12 protein-coding genes are annotated in these 14,223 nt (G+C 75.5%); 8 read left to right on the top strand and 4 right to left on the bottom strand.

Annotated elements, in window-relative coordinates; genetic code table 11:
* Positions 1-91: 91 nt before the first annotated feature.
* Positions 92-1,207: a phosphoserine transaminase gene (serC, locus tag ACI79R_RS16210; protein ID WP_456574675.1), complete on the bottom strand. Its 1,116-nt coding sequence runs from the start codon at positions 1,205-1,207 to the stop codon at positions 92-94.
* Positions 1,208-1,221: 14 nt separating this feature from the next.
* Positions 1,222-2,352 carry a citrate synthase 2 gene (locus ACI79R_RS16205; RefSeq protein WP_456574674.1) on the bottom strand — a complete coding sequence of 377 codons (1,131 nt, stop codon included), beginning with the start codon at positions 2,350-2,352 and terminating at the stop codon, positions 1,222-1,224.
* A 109-nt stretch (positions 2,353-2,461) separates the two neighbouring features.
* On the opposite strand from ACI79R_RS16205, the gene pdxH reads away from it, so the two are divergent.
* Both pdxH and ACI79R_RS16195 read left to right on the top strand, forming a co-directional pair.
* The gene (pdxH, locus tag ACI79R_RS16200; protein WP_456574673.1) at positions 2,462-3,118 is read left to right on the top strand and encodes a pyridoxamine 5'-phosphate oxidase; all 657 of its coding nucleotides are present in this window, start codon (positions 2,462-2,464) and stop codon (positions 3,116-3,118) included.
* The gene (locus tag ACI79R_RS16195; RefSeq protein WP_456574672.1) at positions 3,115-4,536 is read left to right on the top strand and encodes an MFS transporter; all 1,422 of its coding nucleotides are present in this window, start codon (positions 3,115-3,117) and stop codon (positions 4,534-4,536) included. The genes pdxH and ACI79R_RS16195 overlap by 4 nt, the downstream gene beginning before the upstream one ends.
* 37 nt (positions 4,537-4,573) lie before the next feature.
* On the opposite strand, the gene ACI79R_RS16190 is transcribed toward ACI79R_RS16195, so the two are convergent.
* Positions 4,574-5,251, bottom strand: a complete 678-nt coding sequence (locus ACI79R_RS16190) for a UdgX family uracil-DNA binding protein (RefSeq protein ID WP_456574671.1) — start codon at positions 5,249-5,251, stop codon at positions 4,574-4,576.
* Positions 5,252-5,335: 84 nt separating this feature from the next.
* On the opposite strand from ACI79R_RS16190, the gene ACI79R_RS16185 reads away from it, so the two are divergent.
* The 4 genes from ACI79R_RS16185 to ACI79R_RS16170 all read left to right on the top strand — a co-directional run bounded on the left by ACI79R_RS16185 (position 5,336) and on the right by ACI79R_RS16170 (position 9,322).
* Positions 5,336-6,250, top strand: a complete 915-nt coding sequence (locus ACI79R_RS16185) for an ABC transporter ATP-binding protein (RefSeq protein ID WP_456574670.1) — start codon at positions 5,336-5,338, stop codon at positions 6,248-6,250.
* 77 nt (positions 6,251-6,327) lie between these two features.
* Entirely contained in the window at positions 6,328-7,512 is a 1,185-nt protein-coding gene (locus tag ACI79R_RS16180; RefSeq protein WP_456574669.1) for an ABC transporter permease, read from the top strand.
* 54 nt (positions 7,513-7,566) lie between these two features.
* Positions 7,567-8,544, top strand: coding sequence for an LLM class F420-dependent oxidoreductase (locus tag ACI79R_RS16175; protein ID WP_456574668.1), 978 nt, complete (start codon positions 7,567-7,569; stop codon positions 8,542-8,544).
* Between the two features lie 112 nt (positions 8,545-8,656).
* Positions 8,657-9,322, top strand: a complete 666-nt coding sequence (locus ACI79R_RS16170; RefSeq protein WP_456574667.1) for a tetratricopeptide repeat protein — start codon at positions 8,657-8,659, stop codon at positions 9,320-9,322.
* A gap of 12 nt (positions 9,323-9,334) precedes the next feature.
* Here the strand turns inward: ACI79R_RS16170 and ACI79R_RS16165 are convergent, their stop codons facing one another.
* Complete coding sequence (locus ACI79R_RS16165; protein WP_456574666.1) at positions 9,335-10,264, bottom strand: SMP-30/gluconolactonase/LRE family protein; 930 nt, start codon at positions 10,262-10,264, stop codon at positions 9,335-9,337.
* Positions 10,265-10,321: 57 nt separating this feature from the next.
* On the opposite strand from ACI79R_RS16165, the gene ppc reads away from it, so the two are divergent.
* On the top strand, positions 10,322-13,147 hold the full coding sequence (gene ppc, locus ACI79R_RS16160; RefSeq protein ID WP_456574665.1) for a phosphoenolpyruvate carboxylase: 2,826 nt from the start codon (positions 10,322-10,324) through the stop codon (positions 13,145-13,147).
* Positions 13,140-14,222: an inositol monophosphatase family protein gene (locus tag ACI79R_RS16155; protein WP_456574664.1), complete on the top strand. Its 1,083-nt coding sequence runs from the start codon at positions 13,140-13,142 to the stop codon at positions 14,220-14,222. The genes ppc and ACI79R_RS16155 overlap by 8 nt, the downstream gene beginning before the upstream one ends.
* Position 14,223: the final 1 nt, after the last annotated feature.

Below are 14,223 nucleotides of genomic sequence, written 5' to 3'. Positions count from 1 at the left end.
GAGGGGGGGGGGGAGGGTTGGCCCCGCGGGATAATCCCGCCCCGGGGCCCGGGCGGGCGGGTTCCGGCCGCACCCGGCCTCCGGTGAGTGGTCAGAGCTTGCCGACGACCAGGTCGATGCAGGCGGTCAGCGCGCTGACGTCGTCGGGGTCGACGGCCGGGAACATGCCGACCCGCAGCTGGTTGCGGCCGAGCTTGCGGTAGGGCTCGACGTCGACGACGCCGTTGGCCCGCAGCACCTTGGCCACCTGCGCGGCGTCGACCGACTCGTCGAAGTCGATCGTGCCCACGACCAGCGAGCGCTGCGCCGGGTCGGCGACGAACGGCGTCGCGTACGGCGACTCCTCCGCCCAGCGGTACAGCCGGCCGGAGGACTCCTGGCTGCGCGCGACGGCACCGGAGAGCCCGCCGAGCCCGAGCATCCAGTCGATCTGGTCGGCCAGCAGGAACAGCGTCGCCACCGCGGGGGTGTTGTACGTCTGGTCCTTGCCGGAGTTGTCGACGGCGATCGAGAGGTCGAGGAAGCCGGGGATCCAGCGGCCGGAGGCCTTGATCTCGGCGACCCGCTCCAGCGCGGCCGGCGACATGAGCGCGATCCACAGCCCGCCGTCGGAGGCGAAGGACTTCTGCGGCGCGAAGTAGTAGACGTCGGACTCGGCGACGTCGACCGGCAGCCCGCCGGCGCCGCTGGTGGCGTCGATCAGCACCAGCGCGTCGGCGTCGGCGCCCTCGGGACGGACGACCGGCGCCATGACGCCGGTCGAGGTCTCGTTGTGCGCCCACCCGTAGGCGTCGACGCCCGGCTGCCCCGCCGGCAGGGCGAGGGTGCCGGGGTCGGCCTTGGCGATCACCGGGTCGTCGAGGAACGGTGCCTCGGCCACGCCGGAGGCGAACTTCGCGGAGAACTCGCCGTAGGTGCCGTGCGCGCTGCGCTGCCGGATCAGGCCGATGGTGGCGGCGTCCCAGAACGCCGTCGTCCCGCCGTTGCCGAGCACCACCTGGTAGCCCTCGGGCAGCGAGAAGAGCTCGGTGAGGCCCTCCCGGACCCGGCGGACCAGGCCCTTGACCGGGGCCTGCCGGTGGGAGGTGCCCATGAGGGCGGCGCCGTCGGTGGCCAGCGCCTGCAGCGCCTCGGGGCGGACCTTGGAGGGTCCGCACCCGAACCGGCCGTCGGCAGGGAGGAGGTCTGCGGGGATCTGGATGCTCATCCGGAAGTCCTCTTTCAGGCCGGCGTGGCCTGGTCCATGGGCTTGGTGCGGACGGTGTCCCAGCCCTCGACCTCCTCGGGCTTGCGCGGGTCGGGGCCGATGTAGCGGGCCGACGGGCGCACGAGGCGGCCGGTGTTCTTCTGCTCGAGGATGTGCGCGCACCAGCCGGCGGTGCGGGCGCAGGTGAACATCGAGGTGAACATGTGGCTGGGCACCTCGGCGAAGTCGAGGACGATCGCGGCCCAGAACTCGACGTTGGTCTCGACCGGCCGGTCGGGACGCCGCTCGCGCAGCTCCTTGAGCGCGGCCTGCTCCAGCGCGCGGGCGGCCTCGAAGCGGGGGGCGCCCAGCTCCTCGGCAGCGCGGCGGAGCACGCGGGCGCGGGGGTCCTCGGCGCGGTAGACCCGGTGGCCGAAGCCCATCAACCGCTCCTTGCGGTCGAGGAGGTCCTTGACGTACTTCTCGGCGTCGCCGGTCTTCTCCACCTCGTCGAGCATGTGCAGCACGCGGGAGGGGGCGCCGCCGTGCAGCGGGCCGGACATCGCGCCGATCGCGCCGGAGAGGGCGGCGGCGACGTCGGCGCCGGTGGAGGCGATGACGCGGGCGGTGAAGGTGGAGGCGTTCATGCCGTGCTCGGCGGCGGAGGTCCAGTAGGCGTCGACCGCGGCCACGTGGCGGGGGTCGGGCTCGCCGCGCCAACGGACCATGAACCGCTCGACGATCGTCGAGGCCTCGTCGATGCGCGCCTGCGGCACCGCCGGGACGCCGATGCCGCGCGCGGACTGCGCGACGTAGGACAGCGCCATGACCGCGGCGCGGGCCAGCTGGTCGCGGGCGGTCTCGGAGTCGATGTCCAGCAGCGGGCGGTAGCCCCAGAACGGGGCGAGCATCGCGAGGGCGGCCTGGACGTCGACGCGCACGTCGCCGCTGTGCACCGGGATCGGGAACGGCTCGGCCGGCGGCAGACCCGGCCCGAACTTGCCGTCGACCAGCAGCGCCCAGACGTTGCCGAAGGTGACCTTGCCGACGAGGTCCTCGATGTCGACGCCGCGATAGCGCAGGGCGCCGCCGTCCTTGTCCGGTTCGGCGATCTCCGTCTCGAAGGCGATGATGCCTTCCAGGCCGGGTACGAAGTCGTCGGCCATCTCGCTGTCTCCTCTGCCGCGGGACACGTGCACGCCCAGCGGGCACGCACGACTGCGAGGGAACCCTAGGCCGTGGGGAGACGCCGGGCACACGCGGGGCGGTGGGACCATGGCCGCCGTGCCCGACCTCTCCCGCATGCGCAGGGACTACGACCAGCCGGTGCTGCGCGAGGAGGACCTCGCCCCCACCTGGCTCGAGCAGTTCGACCGCTGGTTCCGCGACGTGGTGGCCGCCGAGGTGCCCGACCCCAACGCCGTCGTGGTCGCCACCGCCGACGCCGACGGCGCCCCCGACGCGCGGATCGTGCTGGTCAAGGGCTACGACGAGGCCGGCTTCGTCTTCGGCACCAGCTACGCCTCGGCCAAGGGCGCGCAGCTGGCGGTCAACCCGCGGGCGGCGCTGGTCTTCCCCTGGCACGCGCTGGAGCGCCAGGTGCGCGTGACCGGCCGGGTGGAGCGGATCGGCGAGCGCGCCTCCGACGAGCTGTGGGACCCCCGCCCCCGTGAGGCCCAGCTGGCCGCGGTCGCCTCGGTGCAGTCGACCGTCGTCGACTCCCGGGCCGAACTGGAGGAGCGGGTGCGGCTGCTCGACGAGGAGACGCCGGGGGAGAAGGTGCCCCGCCCGCCCGTGTGGGGCGGCTACCGGGTGGTGCCGGAGACCGTCGAGTTCTGGCAGGGCGGCCCCGGGCGGCTGCACGACCGGCTCCGGTTCGTCCGGGACGACGAAGAAGGCGGCGGCTGGATCGTGCAGCGGCTGGCCCCGTGAGCGAGGACCCCGCTGCCCCCCACACCACGCGAGCCCGGCGCGGGCCCCTGCAGCGGGGCCGTGGCTGGGCGATCGACACCAGCCCACTGCGCAACCCGCACTACCGCCGGCTGTTCTGGGGCATCGCCGCGACGATGCTCGGCCAGCAGATGACGCTGGTCGCCGTCCCGTACCAGGTCTACGCGCTCACCGGCTCCTCGCTGCTGGTCGGCGTCACCTCGATCGTCGCGCTGGTGCCGCTGGTCGTGTTCGGTCTGCTCGGCGGCGCGATCGCCGACTCGATGGACCGCCGCCGGCTGATGCTGGTCACCGGCGTCGGCTCCGCGGTGACCAGCGCGCTGCTCGCGCTGCAGGCGCTGCTGCCCGGTGGCGGCAACCTGTGGCTGCTGTGGGTGCTCACCGCCGCGGTCTCGGGCTTCACCGCGGTCAACCAGCCCACCCGCAGCGCGGTCATCCCCGCGCTGGTCGGGCCGGCCGGGGTGCCCGCGGCCAACGCGCTGTCGATGACCGTGCGGCAGGTCGGGGTGATCGTCGGCCCGCTGCTGGCCGGCGTCCTCATCGGCCTGGGCGACCTCTTCCTCGCCTACGCCGTCGACGCGGTCGGCTTCCTCGTCGCCGTCCTGCTGCTGCGGGGGCTGCCCCCGCTGCCGCCGCGGGCGGTCACCGGCGCGCTGCGGCTGGGGGCGGCGATCCGCGGCGTCGGCGAGGGCTTCGTCTTCCTGCGCACCCAGCCGGTGCTGCTCATGACCTTCGTCGTCGACGTCATCGCGATGCTCTTCGCCTGGCCGCAGGCGGTCTTCCCCGAGCTCACCGAGACCCGCTTCGCCGGCGACGCGAACGCCCTCGGCTGGCTGTTCGCCGGCGTCTCCATCGGCGCGCTGGCCATGGGCCTGACCTCGGGCTGGGTGTCCCGGGTCGACCGGCAGGGCGCGGTGGTGCTCGGCGCGATCGTGGTGTGGGGCGTGGCGATCGTCGGCTTCGGGCTGGCGCCGTCGCTCTGGCTGGCCGTGCTCTGCCTGGCCGTCGCCGGAGCCGGCGACATGGTGAGCGCGGTGCTGCGCAGCTCGATGCTGCAGCTGGCCGCGCCGGAGGACATGCGCGGCCGCATGCAGGGCGTCTTCCTCGTGGTCGTCGCCGGCGGCCCGCGGCTGGGCGACCTGCGCGCCGGGGCGCTGGCCAGCGCGGCCGGGGTGTCGTTCGCGATGGTCTCCGGCGGCGTGGCCGTCGTCGTCGCGATGGCCGTCGTCGCCGTGGCCGTGCCGTCGTTCTGGGCGTTCCGGGCCTCGCGCTCCACGCAGGAGACGCTGCTGGCGGAGGAGACCCGGCTGGCGGAGGAGGCCCGGCCGGACTCGCCCGCCCCCGAGAGTGGCGAGAGCCGGCCGGGCCCCGACCCGTCTCAACGAGCGAAGCGCCCGTAGGGTACTCAACCGTCTCGATACCGCCGGGATCACCCGGTCAGGCCAGTGCGCCGGCCACCACCCGCAGGTCGGCCACGAGGGCGTCGTAGGCCGCGGCCCGCGCGTCGTCCGGCGTCCGGAGCACCGCCGAGGGATGCGTGGTCGCCAGCATCCAGGTCTGGTGCGGGGCGTCCTCGTCGTCGTCGGCCGGGTCGCCCTGCGCGGCGGCCACGCCGGGCGGGGTCCAGGGGAGCAGCTGCCCGCGGTCCTTGGTGATGCGGAACGACGGCGCGATCAGCGCCTTGGCCGCGGTCGCGCCCAGGCAGACGACGACCTCCGGGGTGAGGACGGCGAACTCCGCCTCCAGCCACGGGCGGCAGGCGCGCAGGTGCTCGGGGCCCGGGCTCTGGTGGATCCGGCGCTTGGGCGTCGGGGTGAAGCGGAAGTGCTTGACCGCGTTCGTGATGTAGACGTCGCGGCGCTCGATGCCGGCCTCGTCGAGGGCCTTGTCGAGCAGCCGGCCGGCCGGGCCGACGAACGGCTCGCCCTTCCGGTCCTCCTGGTCGCCGGGCTGCTCGCCGACCATCACGATCCGCGCGGTCTCCGGGCCCTCGCCGAACACGGTCTGGGTGGCCGGCTCCCACAGCTCGCACGCGCGGCAGCCCGCGGCGGCGGCGCGCAGCCCGTCCAGCCCCACCCCGGGCGGCGGCTGCGCGGGACGGTTCTCCTGGCTCATGCCCCGATGACACCCCACCGCGGCGGGCGGCGCGAGACGGGCCGACCGATACGGTCGGTGGCGTCCGACCACGAGGGGGGCGCAGTGCTGGAGTTCGACGGGCTCTACAAGAGCTACGGCGAGAACCGGGTGTTGGAGGGCGTGGGCTTCACCGTCGCGCCCGGGTCGATGTTCGGCTTCTGCGGCGCCAACGGCGCCGGGAAGACCACGACGATGCGGATCGCGCTGGGGCTGGCCCGCGCCGACGCCGGCGAGGTGCGCTGGCAGGGCCGGCCGCTGGACGCCGAGGGCCGGCGGCGGATCGGCTACATGCCGGAGGAGCGCGGCCTCTACCCGAAGATGAAGGTCGCCGAGCAGCTCACCTACTTCGCCCGGCTGCACGGCCTGGCCGGCAGCGAGGCGGGGGACGCCGCCCGCCACTGGGCCGAGCGCCTGGGCCTGGGCGCCCGCATGGACGAGCGGGTGGAGAAGCTGTCGCTGGGCAACCAGCAGCGCGTGCAGCTGGCCGCCGCGCTGGTCAGCCGGCCCGAGGTGCTGATCCTCGACGAGCCGTTCTCCGGCCTGGACCCGGTGGGCGTCGACTCGCTGGCCGAGGCGCTGCTCGAGCAGGTGCGCGAGGGCGTCCCCGTCGTCTTCTCCAGCCACCAGCTCGACCTCGTCGAGCGGCTGTGCGACTCGGTGGGGATCCTCGCCCGCGGCCGCATGGTCGCCACCGGCACCGTGCAGGACCTGCGCCGCCGGGAGGCGGGGCGGCTGCTGCGCGTCGTCGTCCCCGACGCGCCGTCCGGCTGGGCCACCGCGGTCCCCGGCGTGCGGGTGGTCTCCCAGCAGGCCGGCGACACCCTGCTGGAGCTCGCGGAGGGCACCGACGACCAGGCGGTGCTCGCCGCCGCGCTGCGGACCGGCCGGGTGACCCACTTCGCCTGGCGGGAACCGACGCTGGTCGAGCTGTTCCGCGAGGCGGTCGCCGACCCGGCCGACCAGCAGGTGGCGGCGTGAGCGGACAGGGGCGTGAGCATCGCAGCGAGGAACGAGCGAGGAGCGGAGCGCCCCGCGGGAGCGAACCGGGTGGCGGCGTGAGCGGCGGCCGCCCGCTGGGCAGCGCGGCGCTGGTGCGGCTGGTCGCCGGCCGGGAGATCAGCACCCGGCTGCGGGACAAGAACTTCATCATCAGCTCGGTCGTGATCGTGCTGGTGCTCATCGGCGTGATGGCCTTCCAGGTGATCGTCAGCTCCGGCGGGAACGAGGGGCGCCTCGGCGTCGTCGGGGACACCTCCGTCCTCGGCCCGGCGATCCAGGCCCAGGGCGAGGCGGTCGGGGTCGACGTCACCGTCGTCCCGCTGGACGACGAGGCGGCCGCCCGCCAGGCCGTCGAGGACGAGGAAGTCGACGGCGCGCTCGTCGGCGGCACCGGGGACGACCCGCAGCTGCTGGTGCGGGAGCGGGACGCCACGATGGAGTCGGTCGTCAACGCCGCGGTGTCCGGCGTCGCGGTCGCCGAGCAGCTGGCCGAGGCCGGGGTCGACCTCAGCGCCGTGCCGCAGGCCTCCGTGGTCGCGCTGGACGGGGGCGAGGACGACACCCAGCAGGTGGTCGTCGCGGTGATCGGCGTCGGCATGCTCTACGGCCTGCTCATCCTCTTCGGCCAGTTCGTCGCGCAGGGCGTGGTCGAGGAGAAGTCCAGCCGGGTGGTGGAACTGCTGCTGGCCACCATGAAGCCGTGGCAGCTGCTGGCCGGCAAGATCCTGGGCCTCGGCGCCCTGGGGCTGGCGCAGATCGTGGTGATCGCCGTCCTGGGCGTGGTCGGCGCGCTGGCCTTCGACATCGTCGACGTCCCGGGGGATCTCATCAGCACCGTCGTCGCGGTGGTGCTGTGGTTCGTGCTCGGCTACGCCTTCTACGCCTCGGTCTTCGCCGTCGCGGCCTCGCTGGTCAGCCGGCAGGAGGACCTCGGCAGCGTGCTGACGCCGACCACGCTGCTGCTCGTGGCCGGCTTCATCATCGGCATCCAGGCGGCCGGCGACCCGGGCGGCACGCTGGCCACGGTCACCTCCTACGTGCCGGGACTCTCCCCGCTGGTCATGCCGGTGCGGCAGGCCGCGGGCGAGGTGGCGGCGTGGGAGGTCGCGGTGGCCGTCGTCCTCATGCTGGTCGCGGTCGCGCTGATCGTGCGCCTCGGCGGGCGGGTCTACGCCGGCGCGCTGCTGCGCACCAGCGGCAAGACCAAGCTGCGGGAGGCGCTGCGCGCCGAGCGCGCCTGAGGGGAGGCCCGCCCGCTCGGTTGGTCACCGGAGTACAGGGGTAGCCGCGCCCCCATGGCGATGCAGCTGGGCTACACGATGATGACCGAGCAGGCCGGGCCGAAGGACCTGGTCGGCCACGTGGTCGGCGCCGAGGAGGTCGGGTTCGACTTCGCGGTCAGCAGCGACCACTTCTTCCCCTGGCTCGACGAGATGGGCCACTCGCCCAACGCGTGGGTCACCCTCGGTGCCGCCGCCCAGGCGACCAGCCGGATCCCGCTGATGACGTACGTGACCTGCCCGCTGTTCCGCTACCACCCGGCGGTGGTCGCCCAGCAGGCCGCGACGCTGCAGATCCTGTCCGGCGGGCGGTTCACGCTCGGCATCGGGGCGGGGGAGAACCTCAACGAGCACGTCGTCGGCGCCGGGTGGCCGCCGGCCGACGTCCGCCACGAGATGCTCACCGAGGCGCTGCAGATCATCCGGGAGCTCTTCGACGGCGGGTACGTCAACTACCGCGGCGAGCACTTCGACGTCGAGTCGGCCAAGCTCTGGGACCTCCCGGAGACCCGGGTGCCGATCGGCATCGCCGTCTCCGGCAAGCAGTCCTGCGCGATCGCCGGCGAGCTCGGCGACGCGCTGATCGCCACCGAGCCGCGCGCCGAGCTCGGGGAGTGGTTCGACGAGGCCGGCGGCAGCGGCAAGCCGCGGATCGCGCAGATGCCGATCAGCTACGACACCGACCGGCAGGCGGCGGTCACCCGGGCGCACTCGCTGTTCCGGTGGTTCGGCCTGGGCTGGAAGGTCAACGCCGAGCTGCCCGGCCCCTCGGCCTTCGACGCGGCCAGCCAGTTCGTGCGGGAGGACGACGTCGCCGGCAGCATCCCGTGCGGGGACGACGTCGACGCGGTGATCGAGGGAGCCAAGGAGTACGCCGACGCCGGGTTCACCCACCTCGCGCTGGTGCAGATCGGCGGCGACGCCCAGGGCCCCTACCTGGACTGGGTGCGCTCCACCCTCCAGCCGGCCTGGCGCGAGGCGTTCGGCAGCTGACCTGCGGCGGGAGGGGGAGACGCGGATCTCCCCCTCCCCGGGGAGACACGAACGGGTGCGATCACCTTGCAGGAGGACGCGCGCCCGCCCGGGGGCCCACATCATGATCGGCATGACCGAGGACCTCGACGGAAGCCACGCCCGCGCCGCCGCCCCGGGCGACGCGGTGGCCGCCTTCGCCCTCGGCAACGCGCTGGCCGAGCAGGAGCGCTGGGCCGAGGCGAGCGAGGCCTACGAGGCCGCGCTCGCCGGTGGCGACGCCACGGCCTGGCGCACCCTCGGCGTGGTGCTCGACGGCATGGGCGACGAGGAGGGCGCGCTGGCCGCCTGGCGCGGCGCCGCCGCGGCCGGTGACCGGGCCGCCGCGGGCGTCGTCGCCTGCCGGCTGTGGTGCGCCACCCAGGACCCCGGGCTCGAGGACGACCTGCGGGCCGGCGCCGACCACTTCCCGCCGGCGCGCGCCGACCTCGCCGACCTGCTCCGCGAGACCGGCCGCGCGGTCGAGGCCCGCAGCGTGCTCGAGCGCGGCGCCAAGCTCGGCGAGGCCGTGGCCTGGCTGCCGCTGGGCAACCTCTACTGCGACGAGCTCGGCGACGACGAGTCCGCCGAGGAGGCCTACCGCAGCGGCATCGCCGCCGGCGACACCCGCTGCCACCACAACCTCGGGGTGCTGCTGGCCGACCGCGGGGACGACGAGGGCGCGACCGAGCAGTTCGGCCTCGGCGCCGCCGCCGGCGACGACCTGGCGATGGCGGCGCTGCGGCTCTTCCGCGGCTAGGTCGCGGTACCGCTAGGGGCGCTCGGCCAGGCCGGCGAGCGGGCCGCGGTACGGGAACGCCGCCGGGCCGGTGACGCCCGGCCGCACGGTGAACAGCCGGCCGGCGTCGGGCTGGGCGGCCCGCGCCGCGTCGTCCATCCCCTCGGCCGAGGTGGTGACGACCAGCAGGCCGCGGTCCGGGCCGGCGAACGCGCAGGCCGACACCTGCGCCACCGGCACCTCGACGACGGCGAGCAGCTCGCCCTCGGGGGACCACCGGCGCACCGCCCCGCCGCCCCACATCGCCGTCCAGAGGCAGCCCTCGTCGTCGACGGTGAGGCCGTCGGCCACGCCGTCGTCGCCGTCGAACTCGAGCAGCACCCGGCCGTCGGACAGGTCGCCGGTGGCCGGGTCGTAGGCGAAGGCGTGCACCAGGCCGGGACCGGAGTCGGCCAGGTAGAACGTGCGGTCGTCGGGTGACCAGCCCAGGCCGTTGGAGACGGTGAGCCCCTCCAGCAGCGTCGTGACGGTGCCGTCGAGGTCGAGCCGGTACAGGGTGCCGGCCCCGGGACGCTGGTCGAAGGCCATCGTGCCGGCGAGGAAGCGGCCGGCGCGGTCGCAGGCGGCGTCGTTCATCCGGGTGCCGCCGCTGTCGGGGGTGCCGCCCTCGCGGGCGAGGTCGACCAGCACGCGGGCGGTGCCGTCGTCGGCCAGCGCGGTGAAGCCGCCCCCGGCCGCGAGCAGCCAGCCTCCGCCGGCCACCGGCGCGACGGCGCCGACGGTGTCCCCGCCGCGGGCGCTGCCCACCTCGGTCAGGACGTCGCCGGGGCCCACGGTGGCCCGCCGGACCAGGCCCGCGGGGATGTCCACCCACAGCAGCTCGCCACGGGCGGCGTCCCAGCGCGGGCCCTCCGCGTGCGCGGCGGCGGGCGGGGCGGCGAGGGCGGCGGTCAGGTGCTGCACGCGGGGGATCCTCCCCACGACACCCGCCCGTCACACGGGCGGCGGCATACTCCGGGGGTGTCCGAAGCCACCGTGGACGTCGCCGATCTGCGTCAGCCCGGCCGGAACGCGGGGCAGCCCGCCGACGACCGGGCCGAGGAGCCGCTCCGGGAGGACATCCGGCTGCTCGGCCGGGTGCTGGGGGAGGTCATCCGCGAACAGGCCGGGGACGACGTCCTCGACCTGGTCGAGTCCACCCGCGTCGCCGCGTTCGGCGTCCGCCACTCCGACGTCGACCGCGCCGAGCTGGCCGCCCGGCTCGGGAACCTCGACGTCCGGTCGGCCAACCACGTCATCCGGGCGTTCAGCCACTTCTCGCTGCTGGCCAACCTCGCCGAGGACATCCACCACGAGCGGCGACGGCGCTTCCACCGGCGCAGCGGGTCCCCGCCGCAGCCGGGCAGCCTGGCGGCCACCTTCGCGCTGCTGGACCGGGAGAGCCTCGATCCGGACGTCGTCGCCGACGAGCTGGCCGGCGCGCTGGTCGTCCCCGTGGTCACCGCGCACCCCACCGAGGTGCGCCGCAAGACGATCTCGCAGGTGCAGCGGCAGGTCACCGAGCTGATCCGGCTGCGGGACCGCTCGGCCGAGGACGTCGGCGAGGACCCCGAGTGGGCCGCGCGGCTGTGGCGCTCGGTGCTCACCCTCTGGCAGACGGCGCTGCTCCGGTTGTCGCGGCTGCGGCTGCAGGACGAGATCGACGAGGCGCTGCGCTACTACGAGCTGTCGCTGTTCGAGGTCATCCCGGCGATCAACGCCGAGCTGCGGAAGGCGCTGCGCTCGCGCTGGCCGGACGCCGGCCTGATGGCCACCCCGATGCTGCAGCCGGGCTCGTGGATCGGCGGCGACCGCGACGGCAACCCGTTCGTCACCGCCGACGCCGTCCGCCGGGCGTCGACCCGGCAGGCCGAGACGGCGCTGGGCCACCACCTCGCCGAGCTGGCCACCCTGCGCGACGAGCTGTCGATGTCCGACCGGCTGGTCACCCCGACCCGCGAGCTGCGCACCCTGGCCGACGCCTCGCGCGACGAGTCGCCGTTCCGTGCCGACGAGCCCTACCGCCGCGCGCTGACCGGCGTGCACGCCCGGCTGGCGGCGACCGCGCGCCGGGTGGTCGGGCGGGTGCCCGGCGCCGCGCCGCACGCCGAGCTCGAGCCGTACGCGACGCCGGCCGAGCTCGCCGCCGACCTCGCCGTCGTCGACGCCTCGCTGCGCAGCCACGGGGCCGGCGCGCTCGCCGACGACCGGCTGGCCCGGCTGCGCGAGGCCGTCGACGTCTTCGGCTTCCACCTCTGCGGGCTGGACATGCGGCAGAACTCCGCCGTCCACGAGGAGGTGCTCGCCGAGCTGCTGGCCTGGGCCGGCGTCTGCCCCGACTACGCCGCCCTCGACGAGGAGGCCCGCGTCGAGCTGCTCTCCGGCGAGCTCACGCTGCGCCGCCCGCTGGTGCGGGCCGACGCCGAGCTCTCCGAGCTCGCCCGCGGGGAGCTGGACCTGCTCACCGCGGCCGCCGAGCAGGTCGCGCTGCTGGGGCCGGCGGCCGTGCCGAACTACGTGATCAGCATGTGCGAGTCGGTCAGCGACGTGCTGGAGGTCGCCGTCCTGCTCAAGGAGGTCGGCCTGCTCGACCCGGGAGCCGACGGCGGGCCGCGCTGCCCGGTCGGCATCTCCCCGCTGTTCGAGACGATCGAGGACCTCCGGCGCGCCGGCACGACGATGGCCGCGGTGCTCGCCCGGCCGTTCTACCGGGCGCTGCTGGGCAACCGCGGGAACGCGCAGGAGGTCATGCTCGGCTACTCCGACAGCAACAAGGACGGCGGCTACCTGGCCGCCAACTGGGCGCTGTACCGGGCCGAGCTGACGCTGGTGGAGCTGGCCCGCTCGGAGGGCATCCGGCTGCGGCTGTTCCACGGCCGCGGCGGCACGGTCGGCCGCGGCGGCGGGCCGAGCTACGAGGCGATCCGCGCGCAGCCGCCCGGCGCGGTCGCCGGCTCGCTGCGGATCACCGAGCAGGGTGAGGTCATCGCGGCCAAGTACGCCGACCCCGACCTGGCCCGGCGCAACCTCGAGGCGCTGGTCGCGGCCACGCTGGAGGCCAGCCTGCTCGACGTCGAGGGCCTGGGGGACGACGCCGAGGCCACCTACGCGCTGTTCGACGACCTCGCCGAGCGGGCGCGGCAGGCCTACCGCGAGCTGGTGCACGAGACGCCCGGCTTCGTCGACTGGTTCCGGGCCGCGACCCCGATCCGGGAGCTCGGCGAGCTCAACATCGGCAGCCGGCCGCCGTCGCGCAAGGCCGGGGACCGGATCGCCGACCTGCGGGCGATCCCGTGGGTGTTCAGCTGGTCGCAGGCGCGGATCATGCTGCCCGGCTGGTACGGCACCGGCACGGCGCTGGAGAGCTACGTCGACGGGGGCGGCGCCCCCGGCGGCGACGAGCGCCTCGCCCGGCTGCGCGACCTGCACGGCCGCTGGCCGTTCTTCCGCACGGTGCTGTCGAACATGGGCATGGTGCTGGCCAAGACCGACCTGGGGCTGGCCGCGCGCTACGCCGAGCTGGTGCCCGACGAGGAGCTGCGCGCCCGGGTGTTCGACCCGATCCGCGCCGAGCACGAGCGCACCTGCCGGATGCTGCTGGCGGTCACCGGCGACGAAGGGCTGCTGGCCGACAACCCGTCGCTGGCCCGCTCGATCCGCAACCGGTTCCCCTACCTGGAGCCGCTGCACCACCTGCAGGTGGAGATGCTGCGCCGCCGCCGGGACGGGGACGACGACGAGCTGGTCCGCCGCAACATCCAGCTGACCATCAACGGCATCGCGACGGCGCTGCGGAACAGTGGCTGACGCCCGCGTGGCCGTCAGCGGGCCCGACCTCACCGTGGTCGCCGCCGACGCCCTCGGCCTGGCCCCGGCGGCGCTCGCGCCGGCGGTCAGCGACCCCGCCTACCGGGTGCTGGTCGACGACGAGGGCGCGGCGCTGCTGCTGCGCCGGCAGTGGACCGCCCAGGGGACGGCGGAGGCCGTCGTCCTCGCCTCGGCGGGCATGGGGCCGGAGCACCCCGCCGTGCTGGCCGCCGCCGTCGGCTGGGGCTGCGACCGGGTCCGGGACCGGCCGGGTGGCCGCGGGGTGCACGAGGTCGGCGACCCGGACGCCGCGGCGCCGCTGGCCCGGCGCTTCCTGCACCTGGCCGCGCTCGCGGCCACCCGGGTGGAGACGGCGGTCGCGCTGGCCCGCAACAGCGGGGAGGACCGCGTCAAGGCCGACGGCAGCCTCTCGCTGGCCGCCGACGAGGCCGCGCACACCGCGGCGGCGCAGGTGCTGGCCGCGCTCGGCGTGCCGCTGCTGAGCGAGGAGCGCCGGGACGCCGGCGTCGACCCGGACGAGCCGTGGATCGTGCTCGACCCGCTCGACGGCACCGGCAACTTCCGCGCGGGGCTGCCGCCGTGGGCCTTCTCCGCGGGCCTGGTGCACCGCGGCCGGGCGGTGGCCGGCGTGGTCGTCGACCTCTCCTCGGGGCGGCGGTGGTCCGGGGCCGAGGGTGCCGGCGCGCTGCGCGACGGCGTGCCGATCCGGCCCCGGGCGGGTACGACCGTCGTCGTCCCCAGCGCGCCCGGCGGCCGGTCGGTGGGGGTGCCCACCACGGCCCGCCGGGTGCGGGTCACCGGCTGCACCGCCGTGGAGATCTGCCTGGTCGCCGACGGCTCGGCCGCCGCCTGGCACGACGTGGACCGCAGCGGCACCCACGTGCACGACGTCGCCGGGGGGCTGGGCGTGCTCGGTGCGGCCGGCGGGGTCGCGCTCACCCCGGACGGCGTGCCGCTGGAGCTGCCGCCGGACACCGCGACGCTGATCCGGTTCTGCGCGGCCGGCACCGCGGACGCCGCGCGGGAGCTGATCGGCGCGGTGCGCGGGGTCTGAC

Source organism: Blastococcus sp. SYSU D00820, from assembly GCF_054050695.1.
Note: the sequence above shows the minus strand (reverse complement) of the source record. Positions and strands in the feature narration are given on the sequence as shown.